This is a genomic window from Microbulbifer magnicolonia, assembly GCF_035117725.1.
Lineage (GTDB): Bacteria > Pseudomonadota > Gammaproteobacteria > Pseudomonadales > Cellvibrionaceae > Microbulbifer > Microbulbifer magnicolonia.
On sequence record NZ_JAYEFD010000001.1, the window covers coordinates 664,294 to 682,226 of the forward strand.

At 59.8% G+C, this 17,933-nt stretch carries 20 protein-coding genes; 4 read left to right on the forward strand and 16 right to left on the reverse strand.

Features of this window, described 5'->3' with window-relative positions:
* Positions 1-4: 4 nt before the first annotated feature.
* The 7 genes from RRF64_RS02950 to RRF64_RS02980 form a co-directional block, all read right to left on the reverse strand.
* Positions 5-361, reverse strand: a complete 357-nt coding sequence (locus RRF64_RS02950) for a hypothetical protein (RefSeq protein WP_323844334.1) — start codon at positions 359-361, stop codon at positions 5-7.
* 304 nt (positions 362-665) lie between these two features.
* Positions 666-2,066 carry a mercury(II) reductase gene (merA, locus tag RRF64_RS02955; RefSeq protein WP_323844335.1) on the reverse strand — a complete coding sequence of 467 codons (1,401 nt, stop codon included), beginning with the start codon at positions 2,064-2,066 and terminating at the stop codon, positions 666-668.
* A 12-nt stretch (positions 2,067-2,078) separates the two neighbouring features.
* Positions 2,079-2,480 carry an organomercurial transporter MerC gene (merC, locus tag RRF64_RS02960; protein WP_323844336.1) on the reverse strand — a complete coding sequence of 134 codons (402 nt, stop codon included), beginning with the start codon at positions 2,478-2,480 and terminating at the stop codon, positions 2,079-2,081.
* 14 nt (positions 2,481-2,494) lie between these two features.
* Complete coding sequence (merP, locus tag RRF64_RS02965; RefSeq protein WP_323844337.1) at positions 2,495-2,770, reverse strand: mercury resistance system periplasmic binding protein MerP; 276 nt, start codon at positions 2,768-2,770, stop codon at positions 2,495-2,497.
* A gap of 39 nt (positions 2,771-2,809) precedes the next feature.
* Positions 2,810-3,148, reverse strand: a complete 339-nt coding sequence (locus RRF64_RS02970; RefSeq protein ID WP_323844338.1) for a mercuric transporter MerT family protein — start codon at positions 3,146-3,148, stop codon at positions 2,810-2,812.
* Positions 3,149-3,208: 60 nt separating this feature from the next.
* Positions 3,209-3,613, reverse strand: coding sequence for an Hg(II)-responsive transcriptional regulator (merR, locus tag RRF64_RS02975; RefSeq protein WP_323844339.1), 405 nt, complete (start codon positions 3,611-3,613; stop codon positions 3,209-3,211).
* 67 nt (positions 3,614-3,680) lie between these two features.
* The gene (locus tag RRF64_RS02980; protein WP_479691290.1) at positions 3,681-4,529 is read right to left on the reverse strand and encodes a cation efflux transmembrane domain-containing protein; all 849 of its coding nucleotides are present in this window, start codon (positions 4,527-4,529) and stop codon (positions 3,681-3,683) included.
* 136 nt (positions 4,530-4,665) lie between these two features.
* On the opposite strand from RRF64_RS02980, the gene cadR reads away from it, so the two are divergent.
* Entirely contained in the window at positions 4,666-5,076 is a 411-nt protein-coding gene (cadR, locus tag RRF64_RS02985) for a Cd(II)/Pb(II)-responsive transcriptional regulator (protein ID WP_323844341.1), read from the forward strand.
* Positions 5,077-5,093: 17 nt separating this feature from the next.
* Here the strand turns inward: cadR and RRF64_RS02990 are convergent, their stop codons facing one another.
* The 6 genes from RRF64_RS02990 to RRF64_RS03015 form a co-directional block, all read right to left on the reverse strand.
* On the reverse strand, positions 5,094-5,990 hold the full coding sequence (locus tag RRF64_RS02990) for a cation diffusion facilitator family transporter (RefSeq protein WP_323844342.1): 897 nt from the start codon (positions 5,988-5,990) through the stop codon (positions 5,094-5,096).
* A gap of 454 nt (positions 5,991-6,444) precedes the next feature.
* Complete coding sequence (locus RRF64_RS02995) at positions 6,445-6,783, reverse strand: P-II family nitrogen regulator (protein WP_323844343.1); 339 nt, start codon at positions 6,781-6,783, stop codon at positions 6,445-6,447.
* An 80-nt stretch (positions 6,784-6,863) separates the two neighbouring features.
* On the reverse strand, positions 6,864-9,983 hold the full coding sequence (locus RRF64_RS03000; protein WP_323844344.1) for an efflux RND transporter permease subunit: 3,120 nt from the start codon (positions 9,981-9,983) through the stop codon (positions 6,864-6,866).
* A gap of 12 nt (positions 9,984-9,995) precedes the next feature.
* Positions 9,996-11,291, reverse strand: a complete 1,296-nt coding sequence (locus RRF64_RS03005) for an efflux RND transporter periplasmic adaptor subunit (protein ID WP_323844345.1) — start codon at positions 11,289-11,291, stop codon at positions 9,996-9,998.
* 35 nt (positions 11,292-11,326) lie between these two features.
* Positions 11,327-12,628, reverse strand: a complete 1,302-nt coding sequence (locus RRF64_RS03010; RefSeq protein WP_323844346.1) for a TolC family protein — start codon at positions 12,626-12,628, stop codon at positions 11,327-11,329.
* A gap of 78 nt (positions 12,629-12,706) precedes the next feature.
* The gene (locus RRF64_RS03015; protein WP_323844347.1) at positions 12,707-13,078 is read right to left on the reverse strand and encodes a hypothetical protein; all 372 of its coding nucleotides are present in this window, start codon (positions 13,076-13,078) and stop codon (positions 12,707-12,709) included.
* A gap of 412 nt (positions 13,079-13,490) precedes the next feature.
* Here RRF64_RS03015 and RRF64_RS03020 point away from each other — a divergent pair, with 412 nt between their 5' ends.
* Positions 13,491-13,826, forward strand: a complete 336-nt coding sequence (locus tag RRF64_RS03020; protein ID WP_323845584.1) for a YnfA family protein — start codon at positions 13,491-13,493, stop codon at positions 13,824-13,826.
* 51 nt (positions 13,827-13,877) lie between these two features.
* Here RRF64_RS03020 and RRF64_RS03025 read toward each other — a convergent pair whose 3' ends face one another.
* Entirely contained in the window at positions 13,878-14,900 is a 1,023-nt protein-coding gene (locus RRF64_RS03025; protein ID WP_323844348.1) for a DNA-binding protein, read from the reverse strand.
* A gap of 235 nt (positions 14,901-15,135) precedes the next feature.
* Here RRF64_RS03025 and RRF64_RS03030 point away from each other — a divergent pair, with 235 nt between their 5' ends.
* Complete coding sequence (locus tag RRF64_RS03030) at positions 15,136-16,080, forward strand: site-specific integrase (protein ID WP_323844349.1); 945 nt, start codon at positions 15,136-15,138, stop codon at positions 16,078-16,080.
* A 68-nt stretch (positions 16,081-16,148) separates the two neighbouring features.
* Here the strand turns inward: RRF64_RS03030 and RRF64_RS03035 are convergent, their stop codons facing one another.
* Together RRF64_RS03035 and RRF64_RS03040 are read right to left on the reverse strand one after the other, a co-directional pair.
* Positions 16,149-17,018, reverse strand: coding sequence for an ImmA/IrrE family metallo-endopeptidase (locus RRF64_RS03035; protein WP_323844350.1), 870 nt, complete (start codon positions 17,016-17,018; stop codon positions 16,149-16,151).
* 2 nt (positions 17,019-17,020) lie between these two features.
* On the reverse strand, positions 17,021-17,515 hold the full coding sequence (locus tag RRF64_RS03040) for a helix-turn-helix domain-containing protein (RefSeq protein ID WP_323844351.1): 495 nt from the start codon (positions 17,513-17,515) through the stop codon (positions 17,021-17,023).
* Positions 17,516-17,702: 187 nt separating this feature from the next.
* Between RRF64_RS03040 and RRF64_RS03045 the strand changes: the two genes are divergently transcribed.
* The gene (locus RRF64_RS03045) at positions 17,703-17,927 is read left to right on the forward strand and encodes a DUF2188 domain-containing protein (RefSeq protein WP_323844352.1); all 225 of its coding nucleotides are present in this window, start codon (positions 17,703-17,705) and stop codon (positions 17,925-17,927) included.
* Positions 17,928-17,933 lie beyond the last annotated feature (6 nt).

The window sequence follows — 17,933 nt, forward strand, 5'->3', positions numbered from 1 at the left end:
CGGCTTATCCTTTCAGCCATTGCACCAGTGGCAACAAAGCGTAGGCGGCGAAGAGCGACGCCGCGAGCAGCGCGGCGTTCAGCCGCAGGATGCGCTGCTGCCATTTGCGCCGCCTTCCTGATGCCGGGTCGCAGAGGCGCGCCTTGCGCAGGCGCCAGCCGCTGTAGGCCAGCACCAGCGCGGTGAAGGTAAAGGTAATTCCCTTGTAGTGGGACAGCCACACCAGCCAGGGGGCCGCCGCCACCAGCGAGGCCACCACGCCGCCGAGCCCCAGCGCCACCAGAGTGATGGGCAGGGCGCAGCAGCTGGTACCCAGCAGCGCCAGCCCGAGGCCGCCGGCCAGGGAGGCATCGGTTCGCACCGCTTCTCTGTCCATTGGCCCCGGTAGTAGCGCCGTCACTGCTGGGAGTGTGCCTCGGCGGGCGGGCACAGGGGGCAGGAGCCGGCTTGTGCGCCCCAGGCGACAGCGCCGGCCAGCGACAGTACTAAGACCACTGCAGTTGCGATTTTCATTGTCAGTCTCCTTGGTTTTGCGTTAAAGCCCGAGAAGGCTAGCAGCTGGAGCCGACTCCAGGTCAAGGGGTGGAGGGTATCTTCTGTTGGGGAGGGGGATGCCGGCGCCGACTCTGCACCCGACGTTGCTCCTTAAGATGCCGATGTACGGATTAACCGGCACAGCAGGAAAGACGCTTCACATCCCCGGCGAAGGTCTGCGCACAGAGCTTGAGCCCCTCTACCATGGTCAGGTAGGGGAACAGCTGGTCCGCCAGCTGCTCCACGGTCATGCGGTTGCGCAGGGCCAGGGCTGCAGCCTGGATCACCTCGCCGCCCTCGTGGGCCAGCACCTGGACGCCGAGCAGCCGGTGGCTGCCGGCCTCGGCCACCATCTTGATGAAGCCGCGGGTGTCGAAGTTGGCCAGCGCGCGCGGCACGTTTTCCAGTTCCAGCACGCGGCAATCGGTCTCTATACCGCGCACATGCGCCTCCTGCTCGGACAGGCCCACGGTGGCCACCTGCGGGTCGGTGAAGATGACCGCGGGCATGGCAGAAGTGTCCAAACGGGCCTCCCCACCGGTCATGTTGATGGCCGCGCGGGTGCCCGCCGCCGCGGCCACGTACACGAACTGGGGCATGTCGCTGCAGTCGCCGGCGGCATAGATATGCGGCACGGAAGTGCGCAGGGACTCATCCACGCGAACCGCACCGCCGGGTCCGGTCTCTACGCCGATGGCTTCCAGGCCCAGGTCAGCGGTATTCGGGTTGCGTCCGGTGGCCACCAGCAGCCGGTCGCCGCGGATCTGCCCGCTGTTGGTGTCGAGAATAAATTCCCCGTCCCGGTAGTCGGCGCGGCTGGCCTGGGTCTGCCCCAGCACGCGGATGCCCTCGTCTTCGAAAGCACGGGTCAGGCCTTCGCCCAGCAGCGGCTCCTCGCGGAACAGCAGGCTGCTGCGCGCCAGCACGGTAACCCGGGACCCCAGGCGGCGATAGGCCTGGGCCAGCTCCACGGCCACCACCGAGGAGCCGATCACCACCAGGTGTTCCGGCGCCTGGTCGGCGAAGACGGCGTCGTCGGAAGTCCAGTAGGGAGTGTCCGCCAGACCCGGGATGGGCGGCAGCGCCGGGCTGGCGCCGGTAGCGATCAGGAACTGGTCCGCGCTGAGGCGCTCCTCGCTGCCGTCCGCGCGCGCAATCGACATGGTGTGGGCGTCGGCGAAGCGGGCGCGGCCGCGTAGCAGCTGGATGTCCGGGGTGGTGTCGAGTATGTGCTGGTACTTGGCCGCGCGCAGCTCCTCCACCCGCGCCTGCTGCTGGCGAATCAGCTGCGGGCGGTCGACGGCGGGCTCGGCGTCGGCGATGCCGGCAAAGGGATTGCGGCGCTGTTGCTCGGCCAGCTGTGCGGCCCGGATCAGTATCTTCGAGGGCACGCAGCCCACATTGACGCAGGTGCCGCCGATCACTTCGCCGGCTTCCACCAGGGTGACCCGGGCGCCGCGGTCGACGGCCTGGATGGCGCAGGCGAAGGCGGCAGAGCCGCTGCCGATAATGGCGATGGATACAGGTTTCACATATTCCTCACTTCAGGTCTTACAGTGCCGCCGCGGCGGGTACTTGAGATCGAAAATTGCCACAGCCACCATCAGCGCGAGGGCGCCGTAAGTCACAGTGCTGCTCCAGGCGTACTGGAACCAGGGATAGAGGGACAGAAGCAGCAGCGCTGGCCCCAGTATGCCCAGGGCGGCGCGGCGCCAGCGCCGGTGCCAGAACCAGCCAAGGGCGTTGGCGACGAGCGCCAGGCCGGCGAAGAGCGGCAGCAGGGTGTTGAGCAGCAATGGCTCCCAGCGGCTGAGAAAGCCCAGGCCCACCGCCGCCCCCAGGCTGGCAATGGCCGGGAAGCAGATGGCGCAGCCGGCCGCGGACACCAGCGCGCCCAGGGCGCCGAGCTTGTCGCCGATACGGGCCAGCAGAGGACCCGGCTTCACGATGTTGGCCGCCCCTATTTCACGACGGTGGACGGGTAGCCGGCGTTGGTGGTGGCCTCGACCAGCGCCTCGGTGCTGGTGGCAGTGTCATCGAAGGTCACCACCGCGCGCTTGTCGTCGAAGCTGACTTCCGCCTTGCTCACGCCCTCGAGCTTGTCCAGTGCCTTTTTTACGGTGATGGGGCACATGGCGCAGTTCATGCTGGGCAGATCCAGGGTCACGGTGCGCGTTGCCGCTTGGGCGGACAGACTGGCGGTGAGCAGGGTCAGGGCGATCAGGATGTTTTTCATGAAGATTTCTCCTTGGTGTTGTCTGTAGCGATGGGCGGATCAGGCGATCCACGGAATCCAGTAGTTGCTGGTCACCAGCAGGGCCGCTGCCAGCGCGGCCAGCACAAAGATCAGTTGGCGGCGACGGCGCACCCGCGGCGCGGCACAGGCGCTGCCCGGCGCACAGGGCCCGAACACCTTCCAGCCCGCCCAGCCGAACAGCGTCAGTACCGCCAGGATAAACAGCGGGCGATAGGGCTCCAGCAGGGTTAGGTTGCCGATCCAGGCGCCGCTGATGCCCAGCGACAGCAAAACGAAGGGGCCGGCGCAGCAAAGTCCGGCGCCGATGGCGGCGGCGATACCGCCGATCAGGGGTAATCTGGTGTTGTCGGTGGGCACGGCCTCTCCCTCTTTCCGAAACTCATAGGGGGAGTTTAGAGGCCGTACCACCGTACGGAGTCAAGCGTCCGGCAACAGGGTTTCGACGATGGGGCAATGTGCGCTGCTGCGATTGGCCTTACAGCTGCGCACCAGCCTGTCGAGGACCGCCTGGAGGCGCTGGAGGTCGGCGATCTTGGCTTCCACTGCCGCCAGTTTTTCCTCGGCAATGGCAAGCACCTCGGCGCATTGCCCGCTGCCCAGCGCCAACAGGCCATCGATCTCCTGGAGCGTGAACCCCAGCTCTTGGGCGCGCTTGATAAACAGCAGTCGCTCGAGGGCGGCCCGTGGGTAAGCTCTGTGGCCCTGTGCGGGCCTTGCCGGCTGCTCGATCAGGCCCCGGCGCTCGTAGTAGCGCACAGTCTCCACATGCACGCCGGCGGCCCGCGCCAGGCGGCCAATGGTCAGAGGTTTGCTGCCAGACATGGTTCAACCTGTTCCTCTTGTAGCGGTACAAGTTTGCAAGGAATAATTTTTGACGGCGCATCTTTTGTCAGGATCTCATCTGTAAGATTCTTCGCGCCCCGTTGAGCACAATTACACCGATGATGAGGCCAATGATTAGATCTGGGTACCTTGAATTGGTCCAGGCCACCAAGAAGCCCGCCAGAATCACGCCGAGATTGGCGATAACGTCATTCGCGGAGAATATCCAACTAGCCTTCATGTGCGCACCGCTGTCCCTGCTCTTTGCAATCAGCATCAGGCAAGCGATATTAGCCACCAAGGCCACAAACCCGAACCCCATCATCAGTGTCGATACGGGTTCGCTGCCAAACAAAAACCGCCGCGCCACTTCACTCAATGCGCCCAGGGCCAGGACCACCTGCAGCCACCCGGCCAGGTGTGCTGCCCGAAGTTTCATACGCAGGCTGTGGCCGACGGCATAAAGGGCGACGCCATAGACCGCAGCGTCGGCAAACATATCCAGCGAGTCGGCAATGAGGCCCGTCGATTGGGCCAACCAGCCCACGACCATTTCCACCGCAAACATGACGGCATTGATCGCCAACAGCCACTTGAGCACCGCCGCCTCCCTTTTATCCGACTCGCCAGCGGAAGCCATGGCCCGGGTCAAATCGCTGTGAGCGATCCGGCGCGTGTCTAGCAGCGTGGTTCCCAGCCCGAGCGAAACCATGCGCTCGCGAATTGCGTCGATGTTCCCCTGATGGAACACCCGGACCCTGCGTGTGGGAATATCGAAGTCCAGGGCAACTTTGGGCTGGATATTCTCCAGTGCCATGCGAATCATCCGCTCTTCGGACGGGCAGTCCATTTTGGGCACCTCGAATTCACTGATACTGCCGTCTTTACGCGAGGCTACGGACATCAAGTCCGGCACGGAAACATCTGGCTCCGCCTTCCCACCCCTGCATTCACCGCCACATTGATTCGACATAAAAAATGCCCTTGTGTTGTCTCCAGGGTGCACTTTAAACTCTATAGCCACTATAGAGTCAACTCCGGGCCCCAAGAGAGTGAAGATAGGCGAACTGGCAAAAATGACCGGCTGCACCGTGCAGGCGATTCGCCATTATGAGAAGCAACAATTGCTCGGTGCGAACCGGCGGAGCGAGGGCAATTTCCGCCTTTTTGACCCGTCAGCCGTTGACCGATTGCTGTTCATCAAATACTGCCGCAGTCTTGATCTCACGGTGTCGGAAATTCGCCAGCTGCTCGAGTTGAACCGTTTTCCGGGAACCCACTGCGACCATGCCAACCAGTTGATCGACCGGCACATCCGACAGATTGAGTGCCGCATCGGGGAACTCAATGAGCTGCTCAGGCAGTTGAAGTCGATTCGAAGCCGCTGTTCAAGTGATCGTACGGTTGCGCATTGCGGGATATTGCAACAGCTGTCCGAGGGTTCAAACGCTACGGAGGATTAACCCTTTGTGGTTTGTATTTACTTGTCAATTTGATCCCGGCATAGCTCTTCACTGAGCTCGAATTCGATCGTCGTGTGCTGCAACTGATATTTTTCAAGCTTGTCTGCCATTTCGCCCTTTAATTTCTGATGGCGGGCGATGTCAATAGAGTTTCCGTCAAGAACAATATGAACCGTAAGCACGTGATGTTCTCCATCCAGTGACCAGAGATGCAGATGATGCACATCGCTGACACCAGGCACTTCCAGCAGTACTTTATTGATTTCGTCCCACATCTCTTTGTCGGGCACACCCTGAAAGAACAGTTTTGCTGTAACCCACAAGTTCTTGATGACATTGGACAGGATAAACAGTGTGAAACCGATGGAGAGTAGTGGGTCCAGTATCGGCAACTCTACAAAATGCAGCACTAACGCAACGATCAAGACGGCTAACCAGCCGAGCACATCTTCCAGCAGATGCCAGTTCAGGACCCTTTCGTTCAGGGAGGTGCCGTGGCTGAGGCGGTAGGCCGCATAGCCATTGACCCCAACGCCAAACACCGCCAGCGCCATCATCCCTTCGGTGACTGGCATTTCCGGGTTGGCCAAGCGCGGTATGGCCTTGCTTAATACCCACACCGAACCAATCAGCAGTACCAAGCCATTGAACAGAGCGCCGAAAAGGGACAGTCGCCGGTAGCCATAGGTGAAGCTGCTGTCCGCTGTTTTTCCACCCCATCGGTTCAGCAACCAGGCGCTACCGATGGATACACTATCTCCCAGGTCATGCACCGCATCGGCCATGATAGCGGTGCTGTTGGTAAGCAGGCCGCCTACAAACTCGATGATGGTAAAGCCGAGATTCAGGAAAAATGCCAGCCCGATACGCCGTGAACTGGCATCCTCGTTTAGAGTGTGGTTGTTCCGGTGCATGCTAATTCCTTGCAATGGGTAGGTGCCGGCAGCTCGCCGCTGCTCAGGCTGTTGAAGTCGATTCAAAACCGCTGTTCAAGCGGTCGCACAGGTGCGCATTGCGGGATATCGCAACAGCCGCCCTAGGGTTCAAACGCTACCGAGGATTAACCGCTGCAGTTGATATTTACCTGTCAAGTTGATCCCGGCATAGCTCTTCGCTGCGCTCGAGTTCTATCGCTGTATGCTGCAGCTGATATTTCCCAAGCTTGTCCGCCATTTCTCCCTTTAATTTTCAATGGCGAGTGATGTCGATAGAGTTACCCTCAAGAATAACGTGAACAGTAAGTACATGAAGTTCTCCATGCGGTGACCAGATGCAGACAACGTACGTCGCATAGGAATGATCAGGCTTCAACTATGCTTCTATCGCATCCAACCTCCGTTTCTAAAAATTGAGGTTGATTTGCCGTACTTATAAAGCGTCTTGATCGCGCTCACTGGTTCGGATCCGGACGACCTGTTCGATGTCTGATACGAAGATCTTGCCGTCGCCGATTTTGCCGGTTTTCGCCACTTTTTCGATAGCCTCCACACAGGGTTGTACCAGGTCATCCTTGATGACAATGTCCAATTTTAACTTAGGCACCAGATCCGCCATGTCGTCGAAATCAGTACTTAGCTCAACATGCCCCATTTGGTTACCGATACCCTTTACTTCGGTTACGGTAAGTCCTTTTGCGCCGCACAGTACGATGGCTTTTCTCACATCAGCCAATTTGAACGGTTTGATAATCGCTTCAATTTTTTTCATGGTTCACTTTCTCTCGGATTAAGAATCCTTGACAACAAGCGTCTCTGTCAGGTGCAGAGACGCTTGTAATAGTTGGTTGGCTAACCGTATTTGGCGTTGCGTCCGCCATGGACAATCCGGTACAGCAGCGGTAACACGAGCAGCGTCAGCAGCGTGGATGAGATGATTCCACCGATCACTACGGTCGCTAGCGGTCGTTGCACCTCGGCGCCGGTGCCAGTATTCAGCGCCATGGGTACGAAGCCGAGGCTGGCTACCAGTGCGGTCATTAGTACCGGACGCAGACGGATTAGGGCACCGTCGACTATGGAGGACACCAAGTCGCCTCGCTCGCGCCAGAGTTCTCGGATAAACGACAGCATCACCAGGCCGTTAAGCACCGCAACCCCTGACAGGGCGATAAAACCCACCCCGGCGGAAATCGACAGCGGCATGTCCCGCAGCCACAGCGCCAGCACCCCGCCGGTCAGCGCCAGCGGCACACCGGTGAAGATGATTAGCGCATCTTTCAGCGAGCCGAAGGCCATTACCAGCAATCCCAGAATAATCAGTAGAGTCACCGGCACTACCAGCGACAGGCGTCGGCTGGCGGACTCTAGCTGCTCGAAGGTGCCGCCGTAATCCAGCCAATAGCCCGGAGGCAATTGCACTTCACTGGCAATCCGTTGTTTCACCTCTGCGACGAAAGAGCCCAAGTCGCGCTCGCGCACATTGGCGGTAACCACCACCCGGCGCTTGCCGTTCTCACGGCTAACCTGGTTGGGGGCCGGGGCCATCTCCAAGTCGGCCACCTCCTCAAGCGGCACGAAACCGCCTGCGGGGAGCGGCACCGGTAATTCACCAAGACGGTCCAGATCGCGTCGAATGTCTTCCGGCAGACGCACTACTAGCTGAAAACGGCGGTCGCCTTCGTAGATCAGCCCTGCGCTTTCGCCGCCGATGGCGGTGGCCACCAGATCCTGTAGTGCCTGCAGGTCCAGGCCGTAGCGGGCCAGCTGAATGCGTTTCGGCACCACCGACAGCACCGGCAGCCCCTCCACCTGTTCGACACGAGCATCTGCGGCGCCACCGATGCCCTGCAACACGGCGAGAATCTCATTCGCTGATACGACCAACTGGTCTAGATCGTCGCCGAACACTTTGATGCCGAGATCCGCGCGCACCCCTGAAATCAGCTCGTTGAAGCGCATCTCGATGGGCTGGGTGAACTCGTAGTTGTTGCCGGGCAGCTTTCGAAGCGCGGCTTCGATTTCCTCGATGAGCTCATCACGGGGCTTGTCAGGATCGGGCCATTCGTCACGCGGCTTCAGGATCAGGAAGTTGTCTGCAACATTGGGCGGCATCGGATCGGTGGCCACTTCCGGGGTGCCTATCTTCGCAAATACTTTGTCCACCTGGGGGAAGGCTTTGATGCGCTGCTCTAGGGTTTCCTGCATTTCCAATGATTGTTCCAGGCCGGTACCGGGAATCCGCATAGCATGCAGGGCAATATCACCTTCGTTAAGCTGGGGAATAAATTCTGAGCCAAGTGTTGTGGCGAGCCAGGTGCAGAGCACCACCAGCCCGGCGGCTGCGGCCAACACCAGCCAGCGGACTTTCATTGCCGCCAGCAGTAGCGGCAGGTACAGGGATTTTGCGGCAACGATTAGACGGTTTTCTTTTTCGCTGATCTTGCCGGTCAGGAACACCGCCACCGCCGCCGGCACCACCGTCAACGACAGTACGAGTGCTGCCAGCAGCGCCATCACCACCGTGGCCGCCATCGGATGGAACATTTTGCCTTCCACGCCGGTAAGCGAGAAGAGCGGGATATAGACCACGGTGATGATCAGCACTCCGAAGAGGCTTGGGCGTATCACCTCGTTGGTGGCGCGGAACACCATTTCCAGCCGCTCCTCGAGTGGCAGGGTGCCACCGTTGCGGTGCTGGGCTTCTGCCAGGCGACGAATGGCGTTCTCAACGATGATCACGGCGCCGTCTACGATCAGGCCAAAGTCCAACGCGCCCAAGCTCATCAGATTCGCGGACACGCCCGTCTTCACCATGCCGGTGATTGTGGCCAGCATTGACAGGGGAATTACCGCCGCAGTAATAAAGGCCGCTCGCAGGTTACCCAGCAAAAGGAAGAGCACTGCGATCACCAGCAAAGCACCCTCGACCAGGTTTTTTTGCACCGTGCGTATGGCCTTGTCTACCAGTGTCGTGCGATCGTAGACCGCCTCCAGGCGCACGCCCTCGGGAAGAGAGGGTTTGATACTCTCCAGTGCCGCGGCCACGTCCCGGGCAACGGCACGGGAGTTTTCCCCCACCAACATCATCGCAGTGCCAAGCACTGTTTCCTTGCCGTCACGGGTGGCGGCACCAGTGCGCAACTCCTTGCCGATGGCTACCTCGGCAATATCGGCGATCTTCACAGGCACGCTGTCGCGGTTGGCTACGACGACATTTTCGATATCGGCGATATCTCGAAGCTGGCCCGGCGATCGCACCAACAGGCGCCTCCCGTTGGACTCCACGAAACCTGCGCCGCGATTGTCGTTGTTACGCCGCAAGGCTTCGATCACCTCCTCCATGGTGAGACCAAAGGCAAGTATCTTGCGGGGGTCCGGCATCACATGGTACTGCTTGTCAAAGCCGCCGATGGTATTCACTTCGATGACGCCGGGCACCAGCGCCAGCTGCGGCTTGATGATCCAGTCCTGTATCTCTCGCAGTGTGGTCGCATCGTAAGGACGCCCGTCCGCCTGAGCTGCGCCAGGAAGTGCCTCGACCGTGTACATGAAAATTTCGCCGAGCCCAGTGGCGATGGGGCCCATTTCCGGCTCCAGCCCCGGCGGCAGTACGCCCTTGATCGTGCCGAGGCGGGCGTCGATCAGGTTGCGGGCAAAGTAGATATCGGTGCCCTCCTCAAACACCACCGTCACCTGCGACAAACCGTATCGAGACAGTGAGCGCGTATAGGAGAGGTTGGGCAGCCCCGCCAGCGCGGTCTCCACCGGATAGGTGATGCGCTGCTCCGCCTCCAGCGGCGAATAGCCGGGGGCTTCGGTATTGATCTGCACCTGCACGTTGGTGATATCCGGCACCGCATCGATGGGCAACTTCTGATAGCTCCAGATACCCGCGCCGATCAGTACCAACAGCAGGGAGAGCATCAGGTAGCGCCGCTCAATCGAGAGGCGCAGTATGGCTTCAATCATAACTTGCCTCCGTTAGTGGGCGTGGGCTGCGCCGGACTTTTCGATGTCGGCTTTGATTAGGTAACTGTTGGCAGTGACATAGCGCTCGCCGGGCTTCAGCCCGCCCAGGACCTCTGTCACCCGGCCGTCGGAGCGGCCCAATCGCAGCGGGCGCGCCTCGTAGCTGGCGCCGACCTTCACGAACACCACGGTCCAGTCGCGCAGCGGCTGCAGCGCGCGGCTCTCCACTAGCAGAGGAACGCGCACCCGGTCGACGAGCACCTCCCCTTCCAGCATCAGACCCGGCGGCCAGTTGACTTTGCGGTTGTCGATGGGAGCGCGGGCCAACACGAAAGGCTGTCCCGGTGTGCCCGGCACGAGATTGGCGATCTGCGTCTCCACTTCCTGCCCATCGGCGCTCAAAGTCACCTTTTGGCCGCGGGCGACCTGCGCTCGCTGCGCGGGAAACAACCGCAGCTCCGCCCACAACTGGTCATAGTTGGCAATGGTGAAAAGCTCACGCTCGCCGCTGTACTCGCCGCTACTCGCCTGTTTATCGATAACCAGCCCGTCTATGGGCGACGTAATCGGGTAGACCTGCAGGCTGTCGTTGGACTCCACTTCAGCCAGCTTCTGTCCCTTGCGCACCCGGTCGCCGATCTCCGCTGTGACCGCCTTGATGGGGCCCGGAAAGCGTGCGCGCACGTGACTTAGGCTGCCGTGGGCCAGCGCCGTTTTACCGTAGAGGGTGAGTGACTGGCGTATTTCACCAGGGCCCGCTACGGCAGTCTCGATACCCACTTTGGCGGCCATATCGGCGTCGATTTCTACCCGCCCCTCATGGGATTCATAATGCCACTCTGCGCGCTCGGCATTACGTGCCAGCGAAACCTTAACGTCGAACGAATGTGGCTCTTCGACCGCGCCTTTAGCGCGCCAGTAGTCGCCCACCGGCGTGAAATCGAATCGATCCACTTTGCCGCCCAGGCGCGTAAGTTCCACAGCCAGGCGCGCATCCCCGGCTTTCATGAGTGATTCACCGCTGTCGCTGATCCAGGCGCGGAATTCCGGCGGCCCTCCGCGCTCGAAAATCAGCAGCTCCACACTCAGCTCGCCGTCCTCCAGCAGGCGGCCACCGTGGGGACCGCGTGCCTCCTCGTGCTCACCGTGCTCACCGTGCTCACCGTGCTCACCGTGCTCACCGTGCTCTTCTCCGTGCTCTTCGCTGTGTTCTTCTCCACCAGAGGCAAAGACCGAAACTGGTGTCGTCAGGGCGGCTGCATACAACAGCAGCGTGATCAAGGGCAGCGCTGCGAAAGTGTTTTGCAATCTATTTCTGCTTTTCATCGGTAATCCAATCTTTTCTATTTGCTCGGCTCTGCGCCCGCGGGCAATAGCGGTGCAGCGGTCAATTGTTCTATTTCGGCGCCAAAGCGTAGCGCCGCGCTAGCGGTCTCTATCAGCGCCCGACGGGCACCGATCAGTCCCTCCTGCGCCGAGGCCCACTCCAGATAAGAGTACCGGCCGCGATTGTAGGCCCGTTCTACTTCCACTAATGCCTCGCGCAGGGTCGGCACCACCTCACTGCGCAGTATCTCTACCGCCACCAATGCCTGCTCGCGGCCACTGACCGCGCGGAACAGGCGGCTCTTCAGGCGCAGCAGTGCAGCCTCACGCTCCACAGCCACCCGCTCCCGCTCAGCGGAGGCTGCGACGATGGCACCGGCGTTGCGGCGTGCCGGGAAAAGCGGCAGTTCGAATCCGGCCACCAAAGTGGTCTCATCGATCTCACGGGAGCGGCGGATACCCGCGGACCAGCCGATGTCCAGGCTCGATTGCGTCTCGGCCAGGCGCAGTTCAGCCGCACGTAACCGCTCCTCCGACGCGAAGCGGGCTATGGCAGGGTTCTCCTGGGCGCGGTTGTAGAGTTCGGCGAAGCCGCCTGAGGAGGGAAAGCGGTAAAGTTCGGCGGAGTCCAGACGGAAGGCGGAGTTTTCGCCGCCCCACAAGGAGGCCAGCGCCAGTTTGTGGTATGCGACCAGACGCTCCTCCGACTGGACCGCAAAGCGCGCCCTGGAAACTGCCGCGCGGGCGCGCAGGGCCTCAGCCCTGGGCGAAGCCGCTGCTTTTACGCGGCGCTCCACTGCGCTTAAGGTGTCGCCGGCGAGGGCGGCAGAGTCTCGCGCCAGCGCCAGCCTCTCCTGAGCCGCCAGCACTTCCACATAGCGGCGGATCACTTCGCCAAGAAGATCCAGAGCCTTGGCCTGCTCTTCTGCCAGCAGCAGATCGCGCCGGGCGGAGATTGCGCCCACCCGCGCCGCTCGCTTGCCGCCCAGTTCGATCACCGAGGACAGGGAAACGGTCAGTTCCGCCTCGTCGGCGCCACCCTCGCCGGCGAAATTCTCCAGCTCGGCACCGAGCTCCAGCGGCGGCCGCAGCGCAGCGGTCTGTGTCCGGCCGGCCAACGCCGCTTCGCGCAGACGGAATACCGCCAATTCCGGGTTTTGGGAAAGCGTGCGGTCAATGGCTTCAGCGAGGGTTAGCTGGGTCAAGGGCTCAGGCTGTTGGGCCTGGACGTGTGGTATCCACAATATCAGCTGCGTCAGCGCCAGCAGCGCGGCACGCCGATAGTGCGCGCGAAATGCGCACGCAAAAATAGGCAACATAGGGTACTCCCGAGTCGTGTCGTGAAGAGCGCGCGCCTGATACAAAAATTGCAGACACGCGCGGATTCAGGGCGCAACTCAGGCTATGGGTGGGCGGAAAAACGCGGAGAAATAGCCGGAAGAAAAGGAGGGATTATTAGTGTCCCGCAGCACACGGCTGCCGGGATCGAAAAAGCGCGGCGCTTGGCCGAGAATGCCGACCACGCCGACGCCGTGGCAGTGACAACAGTGGTGGCAGAAATCTGGCTCGTCTGGAAGCGAAGGCGACGCGGGCCCTGCCTCCCCCTGATCTGGCTCGAGGGCAAACTCTACGCTTTCGCCCCCATCCAGGTGGTGAGGCGGCACATGGGTGGCGACATCCTGCAACGCCTCGTGGCTATCATAAAACGCCACTGCGGTCTGGAAGACCAACAGCGCGATCAGCAGGTAGCAGGCACGGGCGAAGCTCATTACAGAAAGTCAGTTTTTGCATCCATGAATGGCCGCCAATCTAACAGCTTGCGGATGGAAATTCCAACTCCGGCTAATCCGCCTGTGCGGAATGACAGGCGCAACCAGACAGCTCCTGCAGTATTTCACACGATTCACCGGAGTTTTCCCCGGCACACCGGATGCGCAGAGCCACCAACTGTTGCCTCAATTGCCGCAGCACCGCCATCTGGGATTTCACCCGGCCGATGTGTTCGTCGACCAATTGGGTGACAATGCTGTGGCGTCCGTCCACCTATTGCGGATATCCGTCCTCCCGTTCGACCCGGAGCACATTAACCAGACCCGGGACTACATTTGTCTGCATAATAGACGCTCCGGGCAGACGCCGCTGCCAACGTCTCTTTGAGGTCCATCAACGGTGGAGCTATCGATCTTGATTCTGAAAACAACAGGAATTTACGTAGTAACAGCGCTCGCCGAGATCGTCGGCTGCTTTCTGCCTTACCTGTGGCTGCGTAAAGGCGGGCCAATGTGGCTGCTGATTCCGGCAGCGATGAGCCTGGCGGTCTTCGTTTGGATGCTCACATTACACCCAGCCGCGAGTGGCCGCGTCTACGCAGCCTACGGTGGCGTCTATGTGGCTACTGCACTGGTCTGGCTTCGTGTCGTAGATGGGGTAAAGCTGTCCGCCCTCGATTGGGTGGGCGCCGGCGTCGCATTACTCGGCATGTCAATCATAGTGTTGGGCTGGCACAGCAAAGCATAGTGGGCCATTTCCAACTTCCTCAACTGAGTTCAATATCGCCCGCCCGCGGCCTTACCTGGATTTCTCTTCCGGTTGAGGTCTCCCCGAGAGGTCACCTTTTGCGTCTGCAGCTGCTTTGAAATGGCCCAGACTGGTGCGGGCTTCGGCGAGGGCGACCTCCAGCTCTGTTTGCCGGTGCGCACACTCTTTCAGTTCCAGTTGCGCGCGCTCCAACTGCTCGCAATACAGATCTCGCGCTTTGGCTTTTGCGCTCAAGTTGGTGTTGGCCTGGCTTAATTGCTCGCGCAAGGCGGCGACCAGCTGTTCTGACTTCCGGAGCGCATCTTCCTGACTGCCTGCCTGTTTGCGAGCTGCACCAAGCTCGCTGGCTAGGCGGGCATTGTCCTTGTTGAGCTGTGTGAGCTCGCCCTGCTTAACGATGATGGATTGATTGGACTGACGCAGTTCGGCCTGCAGCTGCTGCACCTGCTGTTCGTGCCTGCGGATGTCCTGATCCCGCTGCTCTTTGCTGGCCTGGCGGAAGTGCTCGAGAGCATCTCGGGCGTGCTGATGTTTATCCTCCAAGGACTTCAGGTGGGAGTCTTTGTCCGCCAGGCGCGCTTCCAGATCTTCTATCTGCTGGGCCTGCCGTTGCGACTGGAGCCTTTCGGATTGCAACTCCGCTCTCGCCTGTTCCAGTGAACTCTTGGAGTCCGCCAGGCGTTGTTCCAGGCGGTGCGCTTTCTCGCCGCTCTCCTTCAGCAAGCCCTCGAGTCGTTCACGCTCCTGTTTCCATTGAGCCTCCTGGTCTTTGAGGCGCTTCTCGGCTGCCGAGACCAGTTCATTTGCCTCCTCCCGCAAGCGCGCCGCCAACCGGGCCACCATTTCCTGCAGCGTCTTGCTGAGGAGCTGCTCATCGTCGAGGCGAGTGCTTTCAGCCTCCTCGATTTCCTTGATATATCGGTGAATGGTTGTTTTGGAGCCGGTATTGCCCAGTTCGATACGTATCGCATCCAACGACGGATTCTCTCCACGGGCCAGCACGGCATCCCGTGCCTTCTGGACGAGGGCTTTGTTGATACCTGCACGCGCCATTGGGGTATCCTATTATTTTGTACTGTAGTATGTACCATGTATATACATACTAAAATTCAACTTTTAACTTGGCAAGAATTCGCAATTATTAATTAGAGATAATAAGGAATTATCCATTGTTAGATGCCATCTTTGCCGTAAAATGACCACTTCTCAGTACGAAAGCCCTGTCGCCGGGTTAATTCCTAGTGAATCCAGCAGCACCCCTACCCCGGCAACCCGGGAAGAAATCGCCATGAGCAAGATCGAGCAGTACATCCACGCGGCCACCCGTGACAACACGCGGCGCAGCTACCAGGCAGCGATCCACCACTTCGAGGTGAGCTGGGGTGGCTTCCTGCCGGCGACCGCCGACAGCGTGGCTCGGTATCTGGTGGACCATGCGGAGACCCTGGCCGTCAACACGCTCAGATTGCGCCTCGCCGCACTGGCGCAGTGGCACAATGATCAGGGATTCCCAGATCCCACCAAGGCGCCAATCGTCAAGAAGGTTCTCAAGGGCATTCGGGAGTTGCACCCGGCACAAGAAAAGCGGGCGCGCCCACTGCAGCTGGAGGAGTTGACCGCCCTAACCTCCTGGCTTGAACGGGAGTGCGAAGCCGCAACAGCCGGGGGAGATCACAAGTCGTCACTCGCACATGCCCGCAACAAAGCACTGCTGCTATTGGGCTTTTGGCGCGGATTTCGTGGTGACGAACTCTGCCGCCTACAAGCGGAGTTTGTGACGGTGAGTCCCGGCGAGGGACTGACAATCTTCTTGCCCAGGAGTAAGGGCGATCGACAGAATGCGGGAAGGGAGTTCAGGGTACCGGCGCTAAGCCGGCTATGCCCCGTTTCTGCCTATGAAGAGTGGATTCACTTGGCCGACATTGGCGAAGGTCCGGTCTTCCGCGGCATTAACCGTTGGGGTCATCTTTCCGAGCAAGGCCTGAAGCCTAACAGTGTCTCTGCCCTACTCCGGCGCGTATTCGATGAATCCGGGACCTCAAAGCATGCTGGCATTAGCAGTCATTCCTTGCGTCGCGGATTTGCCAGCTGGGCAAACAGCAACGGCTGGGATGCCAAGGCTCTGATGGAGCATGTCGGTTGGAAGGATATTCAATCTGCAATGCGATACATCGATGTTCCGGACCCCTTTTCCCGGCAACTCATTGAGCGGAGCCTAGCAAAACCCCCTTAAGGCCAACGAAACTGACAGCAAGGGAAAAGCTTGGTTTACTGTTCGGAAACCGTGGCTGTCTGGCTTTGCTAGCGGCGCCGGTTTCGCCCTGGCCAGGGAAGCTCGCCCGTAAGTTCGGGCAAGCCACCATCGTCTTCGATTCGCGCGCCGAAGCGGTTTACTTCGACCTCTGGCAGATCTTCGCTGTCAAACCATAGCAGCGAGATGGTAGTGTCAACGCGTGCGTAATGCCTCGAAAGCTCCCAGAGATCAAGGCCCTTTTCCCAGTTATCGAACCACAAGTCCTGCGAAACTTCCCTAGTCTCAGTTGTACTGGTCCCGGAAGATCTGAGTCGATGAGCCACTGAGCCGGTCGGGATCACCGATCTCGGCGATATCCAGGCCCCGACTTGCCTCAAAGACGTGGAGCGTGCGGCATACCGTACTGCACCACGCTCCATGGTGACGAAGGCACACGGCATATCGCTGAGACTGGCAAATCTTGACGCAGCGGCAGGGAACGAAGCACCGAATAAATCAGCCATATGCTGGAGAAGCTCTAGGGAAGGCTCTTCCCTGGGTACGGCAGAAAGCCAAAGCTGATAAGGCATCAGCAGTTCAGCGGCAAATGTGTCGCAGGCGATCTCGTTAGGATGTCGTTTGGCATAAGACCAGGACGGGACTTCCTCGTGGCTCGACTCCAAACCGAGCACGATATGAGCTATTTCATGGCAGATGGTGAAGCGCTGGCGTTCATTAGTTTCCAGCGAGTTCACCGTGATAATGTGCTTCCCGTTTGGCTTGGTAATGGTGTATCCAGATTCCCCCTCGCCAAGCTCATCTTTCTTGACCTTGGCGTTAGCTGCGGTCACGTAGGGGGAAAGATCTTCTTGGATGTTAGAAACATCGACTTTCGCGATAAACGCACGCGCCTTCTGCCTGACATTCGCTTCATCCATACTCAATCGTCCTCGTCGTCATCCTCGAAGGCCTTTTTAATTCGGGCAATCAATGTTGCAGGATCAGGCCTTGCATTACCCCTATGCCTGACTCCAGCCGCAGCCGTAAATACGTCGATACTGATAGAAGGATCTTGCAGCACATATTCGACGAGGCTCGGGTCAGCTCCTGCATGATCAACCAGCCAAGTTACGAGTACAGCATCTCTCTCCGACGGCTTAAGAACCTTCAATAGCTTTTCAACCAGGTCTGGAGAGGGGTTTGTTTTTTCGCCCGTTTCGAGACGGTGGATATACGCATGGTCCACTGCCGATAGCTGGCCAATTTCACGCAGGGAAAGGGTTCTGCGTTCGCGTAGCGTCTTGATAGCGACGCCCAAACCTGTTTGCGGCATGAGTTCTGATCCTTGCGGTTGCGGGAAGAAGGTCGTAGCCCTCGGTTGCACCAATCCCGCATCCAGTCGAGTTAAAAGGCGCATGTGGCGCAGGGGTTGCACCGGCGCGCATGCTCTGATACATTGTTGTCCAGCCAGACAACAGAGGCGGGCTTTACGGTCGCTTCAGCTTGGATTGGCTCGGCCCTCCTGTTGTCTGACTGAGCAACGTATTGTGCTGCAGTGGACGGCCATTGACAACCCAGCCGATGGGCTGGGACTTCCTTAGCCCCACTGTAGGAGAGCCATCATGGCCGGAAAAAATCAGCATGTTGTTCCTCATCAAGACGGTTGGGCCGTCAAAGGCGCTGGCAACCAGCGAGCGACCTCTGTGCATGACACGCAGCAACAGGCAATAGATGCTGCGCGGGATATTGCACGCAACCAGAATTCCGAACTCGTCATCCATCGTCCAGATGGCCGTATCCGCGACAAGGATAGCCATGGCAACGACTCCTTTCCCCCGAGAGGTTAAGGTGCC

Coding starts and splice junctions, on each gene's coding strand:
- RRF64_RS03025 (WP_323844348.1), bottom strand. CDS start 14,900: ATGGCGCGTGCAGGTATCAACAAAGCCCTCGTCCAGAAGGCACGGGAT.
- merP (WP_323844337.1), bottom strand. CDS start 2,770: ATGAAAAACATCCTGATCGCCCTGACCCTGCTCACCGCCAGTCTGTCC.
- RRF64_RS03030 (WP_323844349.1), top strand. CDS start 15,136: ATGAGCAAGATCGAGCAGTACATCCACGCGGCCACCCGTGACAACACG.
- RRF64_RS03000 (WP_323844344.1), bottom strand. CDS start 9,983: ATGATTGAAGCCATACTGCGCCTCTCGATTGAGCGGCGCTACCTGATG.
- RRF64_RS03045 (WP_323844352.1), top strand. CDS start 17,703: ATGGCCGGAAAAAATCAGCATGTTGTTCCTCATCAAGACGGTTGGGCC.
- merR (WP_323844339.1), bottom strand. CDS start 3,613: ATGTCTGGCAGCAAACCTCTGACCATTGGCCGCCTGGCGCGGGCCGCC.
- RRF64_RS03010 (WP_323844346.1), bottom strand. CDS start 12,628: ATGTTGCCTATTTTTGCGTGCGCATTTCGCGCGCACTATCGGCGTGCC.
- RRF64_RS02995 (WP_323844343.1), bottom strand. CDS start 6,783: ATGAAAAAAATTGAAGCGATTATCAAACCGTTCAAATTGGCTGATGTG.
- RRF64_RS02990 (WP_323844342.1), bottom strand. CDS start 5,990: ATGCACCGGAACAACCACACTCTAAACGAGGATGCCAGTTCACGGCGT.
- RRF64_RS03015 (WP_323844347.1), bottom strand. CDS start 13,078: ATGAGCTTCGCCCGTGCCTGCTACCTGCTGATCGCGCTGTTGGTCTTC.
- RRF64_RS03035 (WP_323844350.1), bottom strand. CDS start 17,018: ATGGATGAAGCGAATGTCAGGCAGAAGGCGCGTGCGTTTATCGCGAAA.